16 protein-coding genes and 1 tRNA gene are annotated in these 21,878 nt (G+C 50.1%); 6 read left to right on the top strand and 11 right to left on the bottom strand.

Features of this window, described 5'->3' with window-relative positions; genetic code table 11:
- The first annotated feature begins 90 nt into the window (after nt 1-90).
- Nucleotides 91-1,263 carry an MFS transporter gene (locus EKK48_21175; protein RTL38558.1) on the top strand — a complete coding sequence of 391 codons (1,173 nt, stop codon included), beginning with the start codon at nt 91-93 and terminating at the stop codon, nt 1,261-1,263.
- Nucleotides 1,264-1,284: 21 nt separating this feature from the next.
- Nucleotides 1,285-2,253: an aldo/keto reductase gene (locus EKK48_21170; protein ID RTL38422.1), complete on the top strand. Its 969-nt coding sequence runs from the start codon at nt 1,285-1,287 to the stop codon at nt 2,251-2,253.
- On the opposite strand, the gene EKK48_21165 is transcribed toward EKK48_21170, so the two are convergent.
- Complete coding sequence (locus EKK48_21165; protein RTL38557.1) at nt 2,254-2,727, bottom strand: gluconokinase; 474 nt, start codon at nt 2,725-2,727, stop codon at nt 2,254-2,256.
- Between the two features lie 176 nt (nt 2,728-2,903).
- On the opposite strand from EKK48_21165, the gene EKK48_21160 reads away from it, so the two are divergent.
- Both EKK48_21160 and EKK48_21155 read left to right on the top strand, forming a co-directional pair.
- The gene (locus tag EKK48_21160) at nt 2,904-4,364 is read left to right on the top strand and encodes a hypothetical protein (protein RTL38421.1); all 1,461 of its coding nucleotides are present in this window, start codon (nt 2,904-2,906) and stop codon (nt 4,362-4,364) included.
- Between the two features lie 99 nt (nt 4,365-4,463).
- The gene (locus EKK48_21155; protein ID RTL38420.1) at nt 4,464-4,985 is read left to right on the top strand and encodes a HEAT repeat domain-containing protein; all 522 of its coding nucleotides are present in this window, start codon (nt 4,464-4,466) and stop codon (nt 4,983-4,985) included.
- Between the two features lie 223 nt (nt 4,986-5,208).
- Here the strand turns inward: EKK48_21155 and EKK48_21150 are convergent, their stop codons facing one another.
- From EKK48_21150 to EKK48_21140, 3 genes are all read right to left on the bottom strand, one after another.
- Entirely contained in the window at nt 5,209-5,652 is a 444-nt protein-coding gene (locus EKK48_21150; GenBank protein RTL38419.1) for a hypothetical protein, read from the bottom strand.
- A 359-nt stretch (nt 5,653-6,011) separates the two neighbouring features.
- Nucleotides 6,012-6,215 carry a ribbon-helix-helix protein, CopG family gene (locus EKK48_21145; protein ID RTL38418.1) on the bottom strand — a complete coding sequence of 68 codons (204 nt, stop codon included), beginning with the start codon at nt 6,213-6,215 and terminating at the stop codon, nt 6,012-6,014.
- Between the two features lie 1,253 nt (nt 6,216-7,468).
- Complete coding sequence (locus tag EKK48_21140; protein RTL38417.1) at nt 7,469-9,406, bottom strand: acyl-CoA dehydrogenase; 1,938 nt, start codon at nt 9,404-9,406, stop codon at nt 7,469-7,471.
- A 282-nt stretch (nt 9,407-9,688) separates the two neighbouring features.
- Between EKK48_21140 and EKK48_21135 the strand changes: the two genes are divergently transcribed.
- A complete protein-coding gene (locus tag EKK48_21135) occupies nt 9,689-11,884 on the top strand; it encodes a hypothetical protein (protein RTL38416.1) in 2,196 nt (731 codons plus the stop codon).
- A 117-nt stretch (nt 11,885-12,001) separates the two neighbouring features.
- Here the strand turns inward: EKK48_21135 and rnd are convergent, their stop codons facing one another.
- The 3 genes from rnd to EKK48_21120 are packed head-to-tail and all read right to left on the bottom strand — an operon-like array spanning nt 12,002 to nt 14,537.
- A complete protein-coding gene (gene rnd, locus EKK48_21130) occupies nt 12,002-13,174 on the bottom strand; it encodes a ribonuclease D (GenBank protein RTL38415.1) in 1,173 nt (390 codons plus the stop codon).
- Nucleotides 13,175-13,179: 5 nt separating this feature from the next.
- Nucleotides 13,180-14,013, bottom strand: a complete 834-nt coding sequence (locus EKK48_21125) for a hypothetical protein (protein ID RTL38414.1) — start codon at nt 14,011-14,013, stop codon at nt 13,180-13,182.
- A gap of 29 nt (nt 14,014-14,042) precedes the next feature.
- On the bottom strand, nt 14,043-14,537 hold the full coding sequence (locus EKK48_21120) for a hypothetical protein (GenBank protein ID RTL38413.1): 495 nt from the start codon (nt 14,535-14,537) through the stop codon (nt 14,043-14,045).
- A 329-nt stretch (nt 14,538-14,866) separates the two neighbouring features.
- Between EKK48_21120 and EKK48_21115 the strand changes: the two genes are divergently transcribed.
- Nucleotides 14,867-14,938 (top strand) — tRNA-Asn (locus EKK48_21115).
- 17 nt (nt 14,939-14,955) lie between these two features.
- On the opposite strand, the gene EKK48_21110 is transcribed toward EKK48_21115, so the two are convergent.
- The 4 genes from EKK48_21110 to EKK48_21095 all read right to left on the bottom strand — a co-directional run bounded on the left by EKK48_21110 (nt 14,956) and on the right by EKK48_21095 (nt 21,878).
- Complete coding sequence (locus EKK48_21110; GenBank protein ID RTL38412.1) at nt 14,956-16,719, bottom strand: PAS domain S-box protein; 1,764 nt, start codon at nt 16,717-16,719, stop codon at nt 14,956-14,958.
- Nucleotides 16,716-18,551, bottom strand: coding sequence for a PAS domain S-box protein (locus tag EKK48_21105; protein RTL38411.1), 1,836 nt, complete (start codon nt 18,549-18,551; stop codon nt 16,716-16,718). Before EKK48_21105 ends, EKK48_21110 begins: the two co-directional genes overlap by 4 nt.
- A gap of 310 nt (nt 18,552-18,861) precedes the next feature.
- Nucleotides 18,862-21,519, bottom strand: coding sequence for a c-type cytochrome (locus EKK48_21100; GenBank protein RTL38410.1), 2,658 nt, complete (start codon nt 21,517-21,519; stop codon nt 18,862-18,864).
- A complete protein-coding gene (locus tag EKK48_21095; protein RTL38409.1) occupies nt 21,516-21,878 on the bottom strand; it encodes a cytochrome c in 363 nt (120 codons plus the stop codon). The genes EKK48_21100 and EKK48_21095 overlap by 4 nt, the downstream gene beginning before the upstream one ends.

Genomic DNA, 21,878 nt, shown 5'->3' with positions numbered 1-21,878 from the left:
GTGCTGTCTTTTGCGAGTATATTTTTGAAACCGGCTATATTCATTCCTACGCTTTATCTGGCATCAGGACTGCCCTATACAATCGTCAATATGATGTCGGTCGTATTCTTCAAGAATATGCATGCCGACAATGAGTTTATTGCCCACTTTACCAGTCTGCTGCAGATACCATGGGTCGTCAAAGCTTTCTGGGCGCCGACCGTAGACTTGCACAGCACTCGACGGCAATGGATTCTGGTATCGCAAACAGTGCTGGCTGCGCTCGCTATTGTGCTGGCGGGAGTGGCTCAAATTCCTGATCCGTTGCGAATATCGGTGGGAGTACTGATTCTAATCGCTATTGCTTCCGCTACTCAAGACATCGCTATTGACGGCTTTTACATGGATGTACTGGATGGTCATCAACAGTCCTATTTTGTTGGTGTAAGAAACACCTTCTATAAATTGGCGATATTGCTTGGTTCCGGCGGACTTGTATGGCTGGCTGGAGAGTTGGCGCAGAAAGGACTTGGTGTCGCTACCGGTTGGAGTATCTCGTTTGCCATTTGTGGCGCACTACTTGTGGTGCTAGCGCTTTTTCACAAGGTAGGACTGCCCAAACCAGAGCAGCAAAAGCGTCCGACTCTCGATTTCCTTGAATTTCTGATGGTCTTCGTTACGTTTTTCGAGCAAAAGGGGATTGTACCTATAGTCCTGTATATCCTTACTTTTCGTCTGGGTGACGCCTTAATGCTCAAGATGGCCCCGCCATTCTTGCTTGACCCGATTGAAAAGGGTGGACTTGGCCTGACGACTGCAGATGTAGGCTCAATCTATGGCACTTACGGGACCATCGCTCTGCTCGCCGGTGGGATCTTTGGTGGTTGGCTTGTAGCCAAAGTCGGTTTGAAACGATGCCTGTTTCCTACAGCAATAATTCAAAACTCAGCAATATTGCTGTATTGGCAGTTAGCCATTCACAGACCGCCACTGATTGGTGTAGCAGTTCTGAATGCTTACGAACAGTTCTCCTATGGTTTGGGAGTTGCAGCTTACACAGTTTTCCTCCTTTCAACCGTGCGGCCTGAGTACAAGGCAGCCCACTACGCTACAGCGACGGGGTTGATGGCTCTGGGTGTACTGATTCCCAGCTATTTTTCTGGAAATCTGCAAACAATACTGGGCTACAGGGACTTTTTCCTTTTCAGTTTTTTTGCGTCATTGCCTGGTATCATCGTGATCTTCTTTTTGCCTCTTAATAAAGGGGTCGAGAACCCGTCTTAATTTGCAGGGTGAGGTCGCGGCATGGAATATCGTAAGTTAGGCAAGTGGGGCGTGAAGGTAAGCGAGGTTGGCTTAGGTAGCTGGCTTACCTACGGGGGATCGGTCGATGAGAAGTCTGCGGCCAAGCAGATTCACTTCGCCTTTGATAAAGGAATCAATTTCTTCGACACGGCTAACGTATACGCGCATGGAGCTGGCGAGATTGCTGTGGGCAAGGCAATCAAAAATCTCAACCGGGATGCTCTTGTGCTGGCCACTAAGGTCTACTTTCCAATGGGACAGGGACCAAACGATAAGGGACTATCCCGCAAACACATTTTCGAGCAATGCCATGCAAGTTTGAAACGTCTGCAGCAAGATTATGTCGACCTCTACCAGTGCCATCGTTTCGATGTAGATGTGCCGATGTACGAGATCGTTCGAGCCATGGACGATCTGATTCGCCAGGGAAAAATATTGTACTGGGGAGTAAGCGAGTGGCGGGCAGAACAAATTGAAGAGGCTGTTCAAACCGCGCTCTCAATAAATGCCATGCCGCCGGTTTCGAATCAACCGCAATACAATATGTTGGCTCGCGATATAGAAAAGGAAGTGATTCCTACTTCGAGGAAGTTAGGTCTGGGGCAGGTTGTTTTTTCTCCTCTGGCTCAGGGTGTTTTGACAGGGAAATATAAACCAGATCAGCCATTTCCTGCTGACAGTCGGGCCGCAGACAATCGCAATAACGTGTTCATGGTGGGAAGGAGCCTGATGGCACGAGAGACACTCGAACTCGTGCAGAAGCTCATGCCTATTGCTGCAGAACTGAAGATCACCATGGCCCAACTGGCACTGGCTTGGTGTCTGCGTTTGCCTGAAGTCAGTAGTGTCATTATTGGTGCCACCAGGGCTTCGCAGATCGAAGATAATATTCATGCGGCGACGATCGAATTGTCGCAGGACGTGATTAAACAGATCGACGAGACACTGGCTGTCACTGCTCGCCCTTGATCATTTGAGAGCGAGGCGCCGGCAAATTTCATCGACTATTTCGGCAGGATCTTTCGATGCATCCACCGTGCAGACATCTTCTGGCTCTTCCAGGGTTTGGAATTGACTGGTGAGCATCGTCGCTTTCATAAAATGCCCGGATCGCCCTGATAATCGTTTGTTAAACAATTCAAAATCGCCCTTCAGGTAGATAAGCGCAACCGAGTTATTATCCGTTTGAAGAATATTTCGATAGCTTGACCTCAATGCGGAGCAGGCAAGCACGGTAGATTGTCCAGTAGCGATCCAGTTTTGAATCATGGAAGAAAGAGCACTCAACCACGGTTTTCGGTCTTCGTCTGTTAGTGGTTGCCCTGCGCTCATCTTGGTGACATTTGCGGGCGGATGATAATCGTCAGCGTCAGCAAAGTTCCATTGCAAACGCTGGGCGAGCGATTGCCCAATTGTAGTTTTGCCGGAACCGGCTACACCCATGACGATTATTACTTTTATCATCTCAAATTTTAGCACCGCATGTGGTGCAACAGGAACGACTCTTGAAATCGCAGATCGAACCGTCATAGTTTACAGCCTTGAAAGGCGGGTTCCTCAGGTCCTTTTTTACTGAATGAGGGTATAAACTAGACAAAGACCCCTCGCTAAGAAGTTCCATGGAAAAAAAGCTTTCAATCGGTCTGGCAGTTTCACTTCTTTTATCCGGTTCATTCAGCACTTATGCTTTTGCCGATAGCGCCGAGTCGGCACTGGAAAAACAGATCATGAACGGCGATGCAGCACCATCGGCTGGCAATCCAGATAACATCCCATGGATGAACAAAGATGGTTCGGTAAAACCGTCAGGGTCCAGAAGCGATGTAGCAGCGCCGGCTCCAGTCAACTCGTCGCCACCTGTGCCGGTTCGAGAAAACGTTGTTCCTGTGCCTCAGGTACCCGCAGCGCGTTCAGAAGCGCCGGTCAGAGAAGAGAAATTGAAATTAGAGCACGCCGAAGTCTCTCCGCGCCTCGAGCCCGAACGCCCCAAGCAGAGTGAGTCGCGTCCTGAAAAGTCCACTGAACGTACAGCTCCAGAACGAACAACTGAAAAACAGCCCGAGAGACCGGCTGACCGACCGACAGAGACTGCTTCTTCGCGTAAGCCAACTATGTTGTATGGGCGCATCGAGCAGCTGTCAGCCTCGGCTGGCGCAGCCTTTCCGTCGTTAAAAGCTCAAACCCCGATGATGGACCCACGAGGGATGCTGGCGGGCAAAGCTACTGCCACTGCGCCTCTGCAAGCTGGCGTAGTCAAATCGTTCCCGGTTAATTACGAAGGAAATTGGGGTGGTCGCCTGGTTTTGCAACAAGTTCAAGTAGACCCGAATTACTATCGTATCGATCCTGAAGAAGCCAGACGAACCGTTCAGGCGATGAAGCCAGGTAATGTCGGTCAAGTCAATTTTATGTTCGATCGTTCGCGCGGCGCCATCAGCCTTGAACCAGCCCGGTGCTTGTTTATGGTGCCAATCGGCGATACGGATCAGGCAGAGCAGGTCGGTCGAATGATGGGCGGTGGTGGCGGTAATGCCGCATTTGGTGGCATGATGCAACAGATGATGGCAGGCATGAATGTGCCGCTCGTTCTGGAGTTTGGCGACGTGCAGACAGGCGGTGCCGAAACAGGACTGTCCGGAAACCAATTGCGCCAGCGTGTACTTAAAAACGAAACGCGACAGCTTGCGCCTAACGTTTTAGAACAGCAGATAGTCACGGAAGAAACGAAGTGGGATAAACGCACCCACGTGCCTCATTCCGGTTATGGTGAATCCGTAATCAGGTTTACGAAACAGAGTCCAACAGTACTTTATGTTCAATGCGCCACGGTTAGTTACGACGCCAACAAACGTTTCCTGTCTAAACTGGTGCTGTACGGAAGTGTGGGCAAGGGCGTCGTCATGAATACCGATCCCATGCAAGCAATGCAGGGGGCTATGCCAGGCGGCGCAGGCGGACTCGGTGGACTGGGTGGCTTGCAGGGACTTTTCGGAGGCGGCGGGGCTGGCGGCGGTCAAGTGCCCAGCATGCCTACGGGCGGACTGGATGGAATGCTCAAAAATTTGTTCGGCGGACAGTAAAAGCAAGGAATACTGTGCGATCGATAAATTCGTCTATCCAGAGGATCGATAGACTAGCAAAGTGCATCTATTGAGTGCCAAGTGGATATAATCTTCAACATGGAATTAGCAGATCTGGCAGAAATCGTAGATAACATGATCGTGCAACACGATTATCCGGGCTTCGAAGTGCGAGCCCTCAAACTGGGCTTGCCGGAAGAAGCTCTGAAGATGCACGCCAAAGTTTTTGTTCAGGCCCTCGGTCATGAGAACATCTTCGTCAAGCTTGCCGCGCTTCGCTGGCTGCAAGAGCGGCCGGGCGTTGCAAAGTCTTACGTCAAGGCGATTGCTGGATTGCTCGATCATTCAGACGAGTGGGTGCGTATGGAAGCGGTGCGAACCATCGAACGCATCTCTTCACCTGCCGAAGAGGCGACCCTGAAGATTGCTGAGCTGCTTCGTGATCCGGATGTCGAAGTCAGGAAAACTGCTGCTAAGGCTCTAGGAAAAATTTGTTCAAAGAAATCAAGCAAAAATGAAACGATTTTGAAATCGTTGCGTGATGCGTGTTCTGACGAAGATTCAACGGTGCGTTGGAAAGTGCAGAAGGCATTGCGTCAGATGGGCGCATACGACAGCTAGATTGCCGACCGCACCATGCGTACTATCAACAGGAAGTACGATAATCATAAGTACTATCCTGCAAGTACGAGCACCACACATACTATCACTTGGAAGTACGAGTAGCACAAGTACTACAGTGCATAACCACTTGCAGAGTCACTGGCCGCTTTATGGAAGTAGAATCGCTATATAAAGAATAGGTGAGCAGCGGGTTTTCGCGTCGACTATTATTTACTGCCGCCTATTTGCCGGCGTTTGCAACAGCGTTTTTCAAATCAAGCACAATCTTCTGAGTGCGATCTACAAATTTATGGTCGTTCTGAAGGCGGCTATAGTAGTCGTATTCATAGTACTGTTCTAAAAAGTTCAGGTTGTAGCGAATGATTTTCAGCAAATCTGCCACCACATCTTGTACTTCGACAGTGAGAACTCGCAATTCGTCAAGAGTAGTCGAAGGATTTGCATCGTAATGTGAAGCCAGCATCTGGTGCGCTTCCTGAGTAACCTGCGCAAGCAAAGCCGAGAGCTGATGCAGGTGCATGCGAATCATTTTTTCCTCTAATGTGACTCGTTTCTCACTCAGTCCACTGAGCGCAAGTCCGATTTCAATTTGCAACCTGGCCAGATTATTCAACTCCGGCATCCAGACCGAGAGTGCGTTGTAATATTTTTCAGATTCGTGCATGTGTGCTTGCCGCCGTTTGAAGTCGTCATCATATCAGTTGCATAGCGGCGCCTGTGCCGGTTTCACTTTGGCTTCATGTTCGCAGATGGAGTTTTCTACAGGGGTAGTCTCCAAAACGCCTTAAAAACGATTCTAGGGCTCTCTGGTGAGCTTGCAGACCGATGGTTTAACAGGGGGCGCATTGCTATCAAATTCTCGAAGAACTGACAATGCTTGTAATCAATTTGCAGCAAAATGTTGATACTCAGTGCTTCTTAACGCTTCGCGCAACCTGTGCAAAAGTAGTGCTAATCTAAAAGCCGCTGTAAGGCTTGCTTACAACGGCTTTTATTCTCTAGTTGGAGGAGTCGGTAAAACTTCTACGAAAGAGTATTGGCGAAGGTATCAGCTGATTCAAGCGTACTTACTGCCAGGTGGGCACCCTGGGTGCGTCTGAAATTGTCGAGATAACGACGAAGCGCTTCTCTTATCAAATCTGAGCGAGTGCGGTGTTCGCATTGGGCGATGAAATCAACTTGTTCTAGCATGGCTGGTGGCAGAGCGATCAGTACCTTCTTGGGCATAAGCTTAGTTCCTCACGAAAACAGCAGGGGATATCGGGAGCCACTTAGTTCAACTCTAAGTAGATCCAACAATTACGGTTCTTAACAAGAACTTGTAACTTCAGAGGCGGCAGCGCGATTAATCAACCGCCTTCTTTATGCTATTCACTTTACACACTGGAACGAATATCGTAAAGGTCCAAGAGAGGCATAAATGCTCATTTTAGCTTGTAGCGACTTAAAAGAAGTTTCTCAAACTCTACAACGCAACAATGATAGGAATCTGTGTGAAAACCACTGGAATCATGCGTGTTTCAGACATGTATTTGGATACTCTCGGACATATATCGTCACTTGCAATTCTGCTTTGTTGTGGTAGCAGTTTTCGAAAAATGCTCGCAACCCTGATTCTTTCGTCACGTCGGCTATAACTGGCAACGCGTTTTTCTAGTTCCTTTGAAACTGAGAAGTGATGCGGCTTTGCAAGAGGAGGCGAGACCGGCTCGGAAGTGAATAAAATACCTTCCTGTCTTGTAAGTAAGGACGACTATCACCATTCTTGTCGAGCAGATGTCATCGTAGATCAGCCAGATCACCGCTTCTGCAAGCGGAGCCCTCTTTCTAAGCGGGAAGCTTCTCTGCAAGGACATCTATTAATAGAATGTCTGAGGCTGATAGTGGCTCGATTTTGCAAACGATAAGCGTAAGGCGATCTTTGCCAACAGACGACGGTTTGCCGCTTTTGTCCAGCAGGGGCGCCAGAAGCCGATCTATCCAAACGGGAATAACGACAAGCACTTTCGGAATTCAGCTGATACCACAATTGGTGGCGCCAGGCGGTAGAGACCCACCCTGGCGCCAGCAGCGAATGAGATAGCGCGAAAATTCATCGCTTCCAGGCGGCTTTATCAAGATTGGCTACTACTGCTAGTTCTACGTAGAGGGGTCGTAATCGTAGTGGCACAGATTCTGATCATCCGATCATGAACGTGTACAAAGAATTCGCGACTGGTGATCTAACTAGTCAATGGAGAGTCGATGAGATGTGCTTTTGCCTTACCTAGATTCAGTACACATCATTAACCTGGTTATTTCCGCAGCGTCATGCTCTGGTGAGAGCATAATCAGCCTAAGGACCGCATAACGCAGCGTAGTGATATCTGACCTACAAGGCGAAAAAAAAGCGACGAATGTCATATCATCCGTCGCAAAATTTTCAGGAGGCTCAGAGCCCCTCTTATTATGTCTGGACCAATTGGTCTAGTGGAGCGCTCCTAAGCACCAACCTTTGACTTTTCTTTCGTTTCTGTTTTGTTTGTGTAGGGGAAGATGATTTCGTCTTGATGGATGCCATTCAAGGAAGGCATTCCGCCGGCGATAATCATATCCGCGAGTTTTCCGCAAGCGCGGAAATATTGATCTGACGGACGCTCACCGGTGAGCTTGCGAGTCAGATCCTGACATAAGATGTCTGCTGCGGCGATTATCGTCTCATCACCCTGTTGATGCGCCCACAAAGATGTCACCAAAATAATTATCGTGTCTTGTACTCTTTGCGACATCTCGGCGATGCGACACTGACGGTCAGCCAGTTTCAGCTGATGCTTTACCATAGCTTCGCTCAATTCGATAGGGCTTGAATTCAACATTTCCATTGCAAAGTCGACATGCGTCTGCAGCTTCGGATTAATGCCTGGTATCTGATGCTGATCGGCGCCGGTGAACATCTTGCCCATCCGCCACGTCGCATACGGAATCATCTCATTGCGCAAAGCCCATGCATGTGCAGGATTCATGGGATTGAAGCTCTTGATCTTTTCACGCAGCAATGCTTTGCCTACAGGCTCAAAATATTTCTGTCCGTGATTTTTGGCCAGAGACTTGAAAAATGCCATGCCAAGAATTTCGCCTTCGCCTTCGTAGATGCATGGTGCCAGGAAGTCGTGCACGTTATCGCCGAACAGATGACCATGCACGAAAGATCTGCCACCGTGTGTCTTCATGAAAAGCTCGATGGCGACTTCCTTCTCTGCTTCACTGCCGAAGATTTTTGCAATCACGCATTCCAGTTCGCCGCGATAGCCCTTATCGAGCAGCCATGATCCCCACTGGTACATTGCCGTCGCGCCACAGATCAAAGCCGCACAGCGTGCGATTCTTCGCTTAATCAGCTCGCGTGTTTCAATCGCATTACCATAAGTCTCGCGAAAATGTGCCCAAGGTAACATGTTTGCAAGCATTACTTTCATCACACCCGCAGCATTGGCACATAATGCCAAGCGACCGAGGTTTAGACCATGATAAGCAACCGTCAAACCATCGCCGATAGGAGGCACTAAGAGATTTTCTTTTGGCACGAGAAAGTCTTTGAAGATGAGACCATTATTGAATGCATGTTTTAGAGCGTGCAGTCCGTAGTGGTGAATTTTGAAATGCTCGTTTTCTTGTTTGGGTAGATCTGCAATCAAGGCCGCTGGTTTACCATCGATCAAGCAGACGATTCCGACGGTTCTGCCTGGTATGGCATTGGTGATGAAGACTTTCTCTCCATTGACCACATAATTGTCACCTTTGAGAACGGCTGTGGTGCGAAGGGCCGTCAAGTCTGACCCAGCCCACGGCTCAGTTAGCGCAAAAGCTGACAGAGTCTCGCCGGAGGCAAGAAGCGGCAGGAATCTCTTCTTCTGCTCTTCAGTTCCGAATGAGTTGACCGGGTCGACTGCACCGATACATCCGTGCACCGAAGCCAGACCCGCGCAGGTCGGATCGATGGTGGCAACTTCGGAGAGGAAGGACATAAATTGACGTACCGTCGCGCCCTGTCCGCCATATTTCTTGGGGATAAGCATCCCCCAGTAACCGACCTCACCAAGGTCTCGCAAAATCTGATCCGATACCTTACCGTTTGCGTCATAGACAGTTTTGTTCTTCTGGTGCTTCTGCAACACCTCAATGCACTTGCGCATAGCCGGAATGGAAGTATCGACGTCTTCCACTTTCGGCGTGCTGAACAGGTCTATCGGCACATTATCGTCCCAAACTGCCCGGTGGATAGGGCTATTGACGGTTTTGTATTCCTCCGCGAACATCGACTCGACCTGGTCGTCAGCGCGGTCCATTGCGCCTGTCTTTGTCGCTTCTTCCTCGGTCTTGCCGCCCAACCGTAGTGCGGTTTCGGCGAAACTGACGTCTTTATTAGGATCCGTTGTCATTTGATTGCCTTCCTTAAGCCGACTAAATTCATCATAGCCCATCCTGATACGTTTTCAGGTATTCAGCGAGCGAAAGAATGGATCGATTCACCCCATATGCCCCTGTTGATACGTGGAACCATATACAGTGCACTGCCACCACACCACCTATGGTGCTACCTCTGGCTGAGCAATTGGGTCAGTACATTGCGCCTGATTCGCCGGTAACCCGGCAGCTAACAGATCGCCTCCAAATGCGCTAGTCTATTGCCGGGTTGCTAGCATAAATTAACTTGGGGACGTATGACGACAACCATAGCTGATGTACCGGAGGCACGCCCGGTCAAACCTGCGTATGCCGAACTGTTTTTGCTCAGCCTCACCTCGCTCTTCGTTGAATTGCTGATTATTCGCTGGATTTCCGCCGACATCAGAGCTTTCACAATCTTCAAAACCTTTCCCCTGGTCACTTGTTTCGTCGGATTGGGTGTCGGTATGGCGATTCCAACAGACAAGTGGTTTCGCTTCACCCCTGCGGCAATCTTGCAAACAGTGCTGACTATCAGGATCAGTCAGATTGTTATGTTTCGGGGTGCAATCCTGGCCCGTTATATTTTTCCTTCCCTGACCACTTATCAATGGGCCGATTTCGAAGCCAACACCGCCACAACATGGCTGTTCGTCGGCACATTCATGCTGGTTTTAATGTTGTATCTGGCGGGACCGTTTTCGATATGCCTGTGCCTGGGCAACCGCCTCGGTCAACTTTTCGGGTCGATGAAACCCCTTACCGCCTATTCTATAAATGTAGCGGGTGCGCTTGTCGGTGGCACTCTATTTGGAATCTGCTCCTATCTTTCGTTCACACCAGGCGCCTTGTGGATTTTGCCTGCGGCAATAATCGCCTACTATCTGCTCAGGCTGCCCGATGCATCGGGACGAGCTAAAACCGGTTTGTTAGCCACATTGGTAATAGCTGTGGCAGCGGCTTTTTGGATTCCCAAAGATCCCCAGAACGCCGAAGCAACAACCTTCTGGTCTCCTTATCAAAAGATCGATGTTGTTCCTTGCAAAGTGAATGTTGATGTAGATGGCGTCACTAAACAGGTTTTGTACGCAGTGGAGGTGCGAGCCAATTGGCTTTCATATCAGCTGGGTCTGAATATTGGCAAGCTGAAAGAGCTTGGTATGAATGATGCGCAGTTAAAACTGTTCGCTGCAGCAAACGATCGATATTCCGTACCATTCCTGGTTCGTAAACCGAAAGACACTTTGATAGTAGGAGCCGGTTCCGGGACTGATGTTTGTCAGGCTCTCAATTTTGGCGCCGAACATGTGGACGCTGTCGACATCGATCCCATCATTCTTTCAATTGGAAAGACGATGAATCCTGGTCATCCATATCTGTCTACCAACGTCAGACCGATTTGCGATGACGCCAGGCACTATTTCGACACTTGCAACAAGAAGTATGACCTCATCGTTTTCGGACTGCTTGATTCTCAGACTGTAGTAGGCATGGGTTCGTCCATTCGCGTGGACAACTTCGTCTACACCAAACAGAGCTTCGCCAAAGTTTTGAATTTACTCAAACCCGGCGGTCTGGTGGTACTGACATTCGGTGCGCCCTATGATTTCCTCGGCGAGCGGCTCTTCTGCACTATTAAGGAAGCGGCTGGATACGCGCCGATAGTAATTCGCGGACGTGAATCCAACTATCAGGGACGCCATGGCTTTACTTATATCTTCGGTCAGGAGGTAAAAGACGGCACCTTGAAATTGCCGACGTTACCGTCGTCACTCTATATCGATTCGATGCAGAATGTGAAGTGCGGACGCATCCTTACCGATGATTGGCCGTATCTATATTTGAATCCGGAAGGCATCGACGTGCCCTATATATTGGTCGTCGCTGAGATTTTGCTGCTCAGCCTTTATTGCGGGCGCAAGCTTCTTTTCGCTCCATTCGAGCCTCGTTCGTGGCAACTGTTTTTTCAAGGCGCTGCCTTTATGCTCCTTGAATTGCAATCGATCTCTCGTTTGGCTCTGGTTTGGGGTGCAACGTGGATCACTACGTCGATTGTGATCAATGGCGTTCTTTTGATGATTTTGCTTGCCAACTTTGTCGTGGCCCGGCACAAATCTCTTCTCGAACGAAAAGAGTCGATGGTTTGGGGTTTGCTTTTCGCACTGATTCTTCTTAGCTATTTATTGCCGATCGATACTGTTTTGCATATGTTCGGCAACCAGATCTGGTTAGGTCAAGTCACCGTAACTCTTGTCACGATTTTGCCAATTTTCGGTGCTGGACTAATCTTTGCGATAGCCTTTGCCGGAATTCAGCTATCTGCCCGAGCACTGGCATTCAATCTTTTCGGTTCAGTGGTCGGGGCGATGCTGGAGTATTTTTCCAATATGATTGGAATCAATAATCTGGTACTGCTAGCGGTGGTCCTTTATGGACTGGCCTTTACGTGCTATACGAAAGTAAAGAAGTAAATTCGATTACTTGATCTTGCTGAGCAGTGCTTGAATGAACCGCCGGTCCAATAAGACTGCTCGAATAAGACTGCTCGAATGAGACTGGTTGAAGTACCTGCCCAGCTGTCAATTGAACTAACGATTGAACTGGATCGGCGGGTCGGCGCTGTTATCTACGGTTACCGTCAAGGCTTCACCATCCAGCAGCTTGATCAAGTTATCGCCAGCCATATCACGCCTCCAACCCTGAAGCAAGGGCAAAGGTGATTTGTTCAGCGCCTTCTCGCGGTGTGCACGCACAAGCGCTTGCAAGTCATCACGAGTACAAACCAGTTCAGTGGCGATATCCGCGTTGTAGGCAATTACTTTCAAGATGGCAAACAAATAGTCGGCAAGTAGGACTTCTCTTTTGGGGGGAATGCGAGAGCTCGGCCAGGAAGGCAGTTCCGACTCCGGCACTTGCATGCCTTTTTCTACGGCCTTCAAGATAGGCTGGCCAAAAATGCGAATCTGATCGGGTCTGATTCCGCGAATTCTCTGAATGTCAGCGATGCTTTGTGGTGGTCTGCGACTGACTTCGACAAGAGAGTTGTCAGCCAGGATCGACTTTGTCGGTTTGTTTGTGCGCACAGCTTCTTTGTTTCGCCAGTCGGTAAGCGCCTGTAAAACCGCCAGCCCCCGGCGATTCAATCCGCTCGCCCCCTTAATGCGCAAATAATCGTTACCGCGATCTCGTTGATACTTTTCGGCTGTGACGTATCGCTTGCACTCTTCTTCAGCCCATGAAAGTCTGCCCTGATCGCGAAGCACACCGCACAGCTTGTCGTACATAGGCAAGAGATGACAGACGTCTTCAAGCGCATACTCTATCTGTGATTCGGTAAGCGGGCGACCCAGCCAATCAGTGAAGCTCTCTGTCTTGGCGATTGTGACACCCAAAAGCTGATTGAGTAATTTGCCATAACCGATCGGATAACCAAAACCACCAAAGCCAGCTCCAATTTGAGTGTCGAAAATATTTTGAGGAATCAGCCCCGATAGACCATAAACAAGATCCAGGTCCTGGTTTGCGGCATGAAGGATAACGAGGATGGCCGGATCGCAGATACGTTCCCAGAGGATTCTCAAATCGGGCAGGGCGAGCGGGTCGATGATATGGGCAGATTGATCGGTCGCCACCTGCACAAGACAGAGGACAGGCTCGAACGTTCGTTCCGGAATAAATTCCAGATCAATTGCACATCTGCCGCTAGTATCGATTTCCTGGCAGAGCTTTTCCAGTTTGGAGCGATCGGTGATGATGGACATTTTCGTTAGCGAGCGCCTTGAGCCTGTGCTCGCAAATATTTTCTGCACCAGTGAAGAGAGCCGGGTCTGCCCATGACTACAGGCACCGCATGCAAGACCGTATCCTCAGGAAAAGCCAGCACATCGTGATCGAGAGTGCCGACGTCCAGTACGTTACCCAGTGCTACTGCTGCAGGACCCGCTGTATCCCATGTTTTCAGCTTGCCGGAGAGGTGAACGAAGATATCCGCGCTGCCTTCCAGAACCTTGGCCACTTTCAGCCCAATGCTTCCGCCTTTTACAAGAACAACCTTCGGATGCTCTTTCACCCACGGATGTGAGGTGCGGTCGCGATAACCCATAATCACTCGGGCTTGATCTTCCTGGTCCAAATGCGGCAATGGCTCAAACCTTATAGGGTCGTTATTGAGTTGCTTTTTCCAGGCACCATATCCGGGGCCACCGTAGTAGATGGTCATGTTGGCGGGTGCAAAAACCCAGCCGAAAACAGGCTTTAAATCAACTACGAGCCCGACCATGACCGACCACTGTCCATCGTTCTTTATGTAGTTATCTGTGCCGTCTATTGGGTCGATAAGCCAAACTCTCGATGATTTCGCGCTCGAAGAGTGAACATCATCTTCCTCGGAAACTATCGTGTCTTCCGGGAATCGATTCGTCAGCGCCTTTACGAGCAATCTGGAAAGTTCAAAGTCAGCTGCCGTGACACGATCTTCCGGACCTGTCTTCTCTTGAATTTCAACCCCATCACGCATTTTTGCGGCAATAATGCCTGCTTCCTGCGTCAACTCATTGACGAACACGATGTCGTCATGAGTCAATCCGTTCAATTCTGTCACTGCCGTTACCAATTTCACTCGTATTCTGTCTATTTTTTTCGCGATGCTTTCTGGTTCGCATCAGCATCTTCGGAATACATGCGAGCCTTGAACTCATCTGCCAGCTTGTTATCCAGGAGATCTGCGACATAGGCCACGTTCCACACTAACTCGTCCAGTTCTTCCTGTACCAGACCCAGAGTCGGTCGCTGGCAGACAACCAGAACTATGTCGCCATGTGTAGCCAGAGCGCAACTCGTGAGATTCGTGTTGATATCCAGACAACGATGGAAAAATTCTTCTCTATTATGGTCGGGAACGAACACAAGCGGACTTGTGATTCTCAGCACGGCCCCATTTGAAGCATCTTGCACAAAAATATAGATTTTGGCGCTGCCCTCGGTCAGCCACCAGCCAAAGCCGTCCGATCCGGTCAGCTGATGGTCTTGGACATCAAGCCCCCGGCGCTGGTAGTAAGCTTCGACCATTGTGACTGCTTCGTCTGCCAGCCCTTTGCTGACTTTCTGCGTGCCAAACAGTCCCATGTGCAAATCCTTCTATATAAATGAGCGTCGTTGAGAAAGTATAACGACATTGCCCGTTTCGATGGCTAGGGCTGTCTAATTTAGCAATCGGGTCTAATCTTTCTGATTGGCGTTAAAGTGCCATCTATTGCGACATACGCTTACTGGATGGCGGCAGGGCCCCCTTCGAATCTATGATTAAGTGCGATTAAGCATAGCCCCGGGCGCTTTACGACCTTTGATGACCGAAATAGTCAGCTTTTAGCCTGTGTAATTTTTTTGCAACGGAAGATATGCACCCCCGGTTAAATACACGGGAGGAGCATGATAAGATACCTGAACGCGCCTATTCCCGAGTAGCGCAGCGGTAGCGCAGTTGACTGTTAATCAATTGGTCGCTGGTTCGAATCCAGCCTCGGGAGAATTCCAGAATGCGGTCCTAACGGGCCGCATTTTTCTTTGTCGCTGTAAGTTTGAACCAGAATTCGCTGCCGCGTTCTTTGCGATTGCGCACACCGATTTCGCCATTGTGCCCTTCCGTAATGAGCTTACAGATGGCCAGACCAAGCCCCGTGCCGCCTTCGCTCGTCTGTTTACTGCCGGGCGCGCTCTCGAATGGAGCAAAGACACTTTCGTGGAAACCTTCCGGTACACCCGGGCCTTCATCTCTAACGGATATCTCGGCCGTCTGATTTGTCTGCCGGCACTGCACCGTCACTGGTGCGCCTTCAGGCGAGTAGCGGATGGCGTTGCCAAGTAAATTGACCAGCAGTTGTATCAACTTCTCTCTATCACCTGAAACAGCAACACCACTTCCATCGGTTTCCAGCCGTATTCGTTTGCTGCCGGCAAGAGTTTCGACTTCTCTAAAAGCTTCCTCTATGACCTCATCCATTTCCACAGGAGCCATATTGAACTGCATCTTTCCGGCTTCCATCTTTTCAAAGTCAAGCAAGTCGTTGATCATTGCGATTAATCTGTCGACTGTTTTTTCGGCACCATTTAGATCTCGCATCACCGATTCGGAACAGTTGCCCAGGGCGCCGCTCTGCACCAGTGCAATGGAACTGGCGATAGACATAAGCGGAGTTCTCAGGTCGTGGCTGATCATGCCGATGAAGTCTTGCTTTAAACGTTCGATGTTTTTGCGCTCAGTCACGTCAGCAACCACACAGAACAAGCTTTTGTCCTGTCGTGAATAGAATGTCGACCACGATGTGTCCACGATTCTATCTTCAAGAAACTTGAGTCTGAGTTCGAACTGGTTGCCCAGGATGCTCTCGAATGACTTGTTGATCTGTTCGTCGGCAAGCGCGCAGTCTTCGTTGATAACAAGGTCGATTACTGGTGTGTCTATCAGGGTTTCAGGCTCCCGCCCGAGCAATCGGCGGCAGAAACGATTGACGCGCAGGAAGTATCCATCTCTGTCTACCGAGCACACCAGGTCGGCAGCGTTATCGATCAAGTTGCGTGCCTTTGTCAAAATTTCTTCGATGGCAACATCCATTGCATGAATGTTCTGATCGACCCGCGCTACCTCGTCGGATCCCTCAAGCGGCGGCTCGAGCGGTTCGCGACGAGCGAAGCGCCCTGCGTTTTCGGTCATGTGGGCAATCATTCTCTTCAATCTGAGAGCGCAAACAATCGCCACTACAGCGCTTACGACGATGCCAAAGGCCGCAAAAGAAATAAGCACTACTTTTGCCAGATTGCGTCTATCTTCCTTTACTTTTGTAGCCACCTGCATCTTTTGACCTTCGGTCTGGATAATGCGCGATATTGCGACAAGCAGATGCCTGGCTGCTGTTGAGCTATCGTATGTGCCGTGGGGATGAATCTTTTCGGTCAGGTCAGCTACACCTTGAGCTTCTCGAATAAAGAGCGCGTCATTGTCGGCTTGCAGGGGATCGTTCACGATCAGATCGTGCACTTTATCAACCTGTGCTTGAAAAGCATCTTTGGCCTCGCCTACTGAAGGCGTGAGGAGTGACGCTTGCTGTTTATGCAGCATAGCCAGGGCACCGACACCTTCGAATACGCGCATGACGATCAGATTGCATTCATTCATGACTGATTCCGAGTGAATGTTGCGTTCAGCATCTTGCTGTGCTTGCGCGATGAGAATCAGTAATGTAGCCACGAGGAGCAGCTGAAAAGCCACCGGGCAGAAGATGACGATGAAAGCTTGTGTGGTAAGTTTCATGACCCTTCTTCTATCTCCATTGAGCTGTAATTCTCTCTGAAGGTTGGAATCCTGACGAAAAATCTCGTTCCTTTGCCGACTTCGCTTTCGACGCCGATAGTGCCGTTGTGCCCTTCGGTCAATACCTTTGCAATTGCCAGTCCCAATCCGGTGCTCTTGATAGGCGCCGCTGATGTTACGGCTTTCGATTGATGGAACTTCTCGAAAATCATCTCTCTGTCGGCTGCGGGAATGCCGGGACCCTGGTCGGCTACACTCATCTCGACAAAATCGTCACCGCCTTTGATGGCAACTGTGACTGTGCCGCCACGCGGCGAAAACTTGACTGCGTTGGAAAGGAAATTGATCATGATTTGCACAAGACGCCGTTCATCGCCGAGCATAAGAGCGTCTTGCCACGGTGGTTGAATTTTTACATTGAGTTTCTGCGCCAGAGTATTGAGTGAATCGATTGCAGCGCTGCAAACATCGAGCGCGCTCACGCTCTTAAATTCCAGCACCATTTTTCCGGCGTCCAGTTTCTCGAGATCCAGCAGATCTCTTACCAGTTCCATCAGTCGCTCCAGGCTCTGGCTGGCCTTGGTCAGCTCCTTTTGCGCCTTTTCGCTAATTTCGCCCCGCGCTCCTTCCGTAATCAAAGAAAAAGTGCTCGAAACCGATGTCAGCGGCGTTCTCAAATCGTGCCCGGCCACAGAGATGAGCTGTTGTTTCTGCCTGGCCAGTGCTCGCCTTTCAGTGACATCATGAGCGACGCAATAAAAGATTTTGTCAGCTTGAATCCAACTAGTTTTCCAGAGAATGTCTCTGATGTTGCCATTACCAGTGCGCAGCGGGCATTCGAACTCAAATTCTTTCTCTGAAGCCATGTTCTCCAGCAAAAGCGTGGTCAGTCTCGTGCGCTCCAGCTCAGGCACAAGCGTCAGCACAGACCGACCGATCAATTCATCGGGCGTGTATTTCCAGGCTCGGGAGACAGAAGCTCCAACATCGACAATGCGCAGCCTTCTATCGAGCGAGCAGAGCACGTCGACAGATTGCTCTAAGATGGCAAACTCCTTTTTCCTCGCATCTTCGATCAAATTAGCTGCTTCGTGCAAAGCAGCATCAAGTTCTCCAATTTCGTCATCATCGTTGAGTGGTGCTTGTAGCTGCTGCCCAAGTGCGACTCGCTGCGCATTTTCTTCAATAATACGAAATCGCCTGGCGACGTTGCGAAAAAAGAGTGCTCCCGCTCCTGTTGAAATAATGAGACTGACGATCAGTCCCATTCCAATTGCAATCATTACGGCGTTACGCTGAGCGGCAAGCTCTGCTGGAGCGTTCACATGCATTGAATACTCAGCTTGAGCGACTCGATCCGAGACCGGTTTCATGTTGAGCACAAGAATGATCATGGACGCTTCAAGCTGTCTGCGCATATCCGCTCGTTCATCGGGCGAACCGCGCAGCATTTTCTTGATGCGATCGATGAGATTCTCGCCACCATGAATCAAATCAGGAACTGGTTCGAGTGCATCTTTGAGTTCGGGGCGAACTCCGAAAGTCATATCTAATGATTTATGGAAATTGCGCAAATTCTCACGCAGATCATCAAACTCTCTTGAGAACTCCTGCTCTGTGAGCTTATTGATGTTAGTCAGCGAAAAAGTCGCTTGAATCAACGCTTCCTGCGCGGCATGAAACTTGACAAGAGCGGACTTTGACGTCTCAAAACGATCCGACAGTTGCTCAGTCTGTAAAAGTAAAGTCGCCAATGTGGCAACGAAGACGATTTCGAAGATTACCGGCAGGGATACGATCAGCAGGATTTTCTGCCAAATTTTCAGATTCATTTCTAGATCATACTCCCGCCGTCGACCCAGTTGCTATCCGCAAAGGAGAAGAAATGCAATTGCTCAGTCGGGTGAAATGGCGCAATGGGCAAGGGCTCGCAGATTCGCTCACAGAGTGCGTGCGCAAAAGTCAACATCACAATAATGCTGAGTCAGGAAATCAGTGGTCGTCTGATCTAGTCTCGTTTTCCAGAATGCTGTATTTGGGTTCCTCCAGGGCTCGCCGCAACGCAGGGGAGCGTGCCCAGGCGAATACGAACAGTGCCACTATTCCAGTCATGACGATCAGTGCGAATTGCAATAACATTACTCACTGACCTCCGTCATAGAGGGAGCGAACATAGTGAGCCAGATAGAGCCGCTCCGTTTCAGTCAATTGTTTTCCCCATGAAGGCATGCCGGTTCCCGCGACACCTGCCTCGATGTCTTTCATGGCATCAGCGAAAGTAGGTTGCACCTCATGAAAATTGGTCGGGCAACGTGCCATGGCTCCGGCTGCTGGTCCTGTGCCATCACCGGCGCTACCATGGCAAGAGACGCACTGTTTGGCAAACAATGCTTTTCCAGCCTCCAATTCGGCCGCAGTCGCCGTCAGAGACGGTTTCTCATTTTGAGGCAGGGTGGAAAGAAAGGCTATAAGACTTTCTACGTCGCGCTGGGGCATGTCTCGCCAGGCCGGCATGGAAGTTCCCGGCAGTCCGTTCATGATGATCGAGCTAAGAGTGGATGTCGAGATACGGCTAGCGGTTAAATCGGAGGGGCGAGGCAGAAGAATCGCTGCTGCCGGACCATTTCCTTCGCCCCGTTCGCCGTGACAGGTGGCGCAATTTTGAGCGTAGACGCCTTTGCCCTGTCGGATGTAAGTGGTCAGCTGTTCGGGATTGGACGGCAAAACAATAGCCAGTCTGGAGCTTGATCGTCGCGCCCGAGAAGGGCTGGCATCAGTCGAAGTTACATCAGTCTCCAGTTTCTTTACATCGTCAGGACAGGCACAATTCACAGCCAAAGTAAATTGATTGCTATCTGCACCGGTCAACTGTCTGGCTCTGCCGAGCGATTTGACATAGCGCAAAAGGTCTTCTGCCTCTTTGCCAGGTTTGTCGGCACTACCCTCAAACAACCATGGATAGCCGGGCATTACTGAATCTGCCACGACCAGTCGCGGGTTGTAGAGATGTGTTAGCTGCCAGTCATCCGATCTGATACCAGACTCGCGGGCGAGGTCAGGTCCGACACGTCTGGTGCCCCAGAGGTGCGGATAGTCATAATGGGTTTCCCAGGCTTTGGTAGGTGCTCCGAAACGTTGGATGTCTGACTCTACGACCCTGACCTGTTGCGTATGACAGTAAGCGCAGCCTTCACGCGCATAGACCAGCCGTCCATTCTCTTCCGACTTCGTGGGCGGCATCATCGTCTGCGGTTTAGTGCGAGCCACTTCTTTATCGAGAGCCGCACCGGGAAGGATGCCCAGCACAGCAAAGGAGAAGATAAAGAAGCCAAATCCGGCCAGCGACGCAGAGAGATAAGCCATATTGAGTGCCTTACTGCCGCGTTCTGAGCTCTCGCCATCTTTGAAAGAGGGCGCACTGCCGTCGGTCGACTGCGATTCCTGTACCACTTCGCCTGTCGTCATGGCCGCCAACAAGAGAGCGAAAGCCAGAAATACAGGAATCGACGCTATAGATCGAGCCACCCAGTAACTGCGCACGGTTCTTATCGAATCGAGCCATGGCAGCGAACTCTGCCAGATATGAGATTCAACCAGACCAGCCACGGTCAGGATCGAGAACATGCCCACCAGACCGGCAAGCAGTGACCAGTAACACCAGACCAGCGCACCGTTGTTGAATCGTACGCCCGGCAGACGCTGCCAGACATGAGCGATGCCACCAATTGCGGTGAATGAAGCGAAGCCGAGCATTGCCAGATGCGAATGTCCAATTACCCAGTCGCTGAAATGCAGCAGCTTGTTCAAGGGCATCAAGGCTTGCAGTGAGCCTTGCAGACTGACAATCAGATAAAGGATGGTGCCCATCCAGACGAATCGCAGGGGCAAATTCTCTTTGATTGTTTGCCCGGAACCTTTCAGTGACAAAAGCAGATTCGTGACCACAATAATCACATCCAGCCCCAGGTAGACCGAAGCGGCGATGGCACCTTTCTGAGCATCCATAGGGATTGCCGAATATATGTAATGGTGCGTGCCGTTGAGTGGATAAACGAAAAAGAGAATCCAGAACCCGATCATTGAAAGAAAATGGCTGTGAATTGGCTTTTTTGTCGACAAAGGGATTACCAGATAGGCAATAGCAAGAGCCAGCGGAGTCACGTAAAGTCCGACTGCATCGTGAATCCATAAGCCGCTGAAAGCGGCGCCTTGGGCGCCGGGCAAGAGCTGTGGAGCTATATTTCCCACTGGATAGGCAAGGGCAGTGAAGATGAGCGAACCTAGAATGTACCAGCCTGATACATACAGATGCGAGAGTTTTGCTCTCAGGAGCGGCAACGCGAATTGAATGATCATCAGCACAAAAGCGATGACAACGAAGGCATCGACTACAAGCGGAAACTCTCCCCACTCTATCGATTGGCTGAATCCAGCAAGCACAAGCAGCCAGCCAGGCAAAACAACAGCAAAATTCCATAGTGCAAACAGGCACCAGCCCAGGTGCCTGCTGGTAATGGGCCGGAATGCCAGTTTGGGCACCGCGTAATAAAGAAACATCAGGAAAGCGTTTCCGAGCCAACCAAAAAAGATTCCCTGGGTGTGGTTGTAACGCAGTCTGCCCCATGTAAGCCAGGCATCGTTGCCGGCAAAATCAGGGTGGTGCATTTTGATTGAAACAAAGAGCCCGAAAAGCGCTGACAGAACGAGTGTAATCAGGGCTGCGAAGGCATGTGCCCTGATCAATCCGCCACACAATTGTGGAGCGCTGCTATCTGCTTTGGTTTGCGCGTTCTCAGTCACTTGCTCGCTCCCTCAGAGCCTTTTACAGCAGCCAGGTAGTCCGTAATCTGTCGGGCTTCCTCACCTGAGATATGAGCACCATATGTGTTGATCATTTTCGCAACTTCTTTTGCCCAAACTTTTTTGGGAAAGTCAGGCTGCATCGTCACATAGCGAAGAGTGTGGCAAACAGTGCATCTTGATAGAAAAATCTGACGCCCGGGTGCGGCAGGAAATTCAGGATCATCGTGCGGCAAGGCAATCTGGTGAATTTCTGATTGAGATAAGGTCGTCGGTTTTCCGCTGTCAGACGCATTGGTCACTTTTGAGTCATCGCGTCCGAGCCAGAGCACGAGCGCACCGACAAGGACAAAGCCCAT

Source organism: Candidatus Melainabacteria bacterium (assembly GCA_003963305.1).
Taxonomy (GTDB): Bacteria; Cyanobacteriota; Vampirovibrionia; order Obscuribacterales; family Obscuribacteraceae; genus PALSA-1081.
This window is presented reverse-complemented; position numbering and strand designations above follow the sequence as displayed.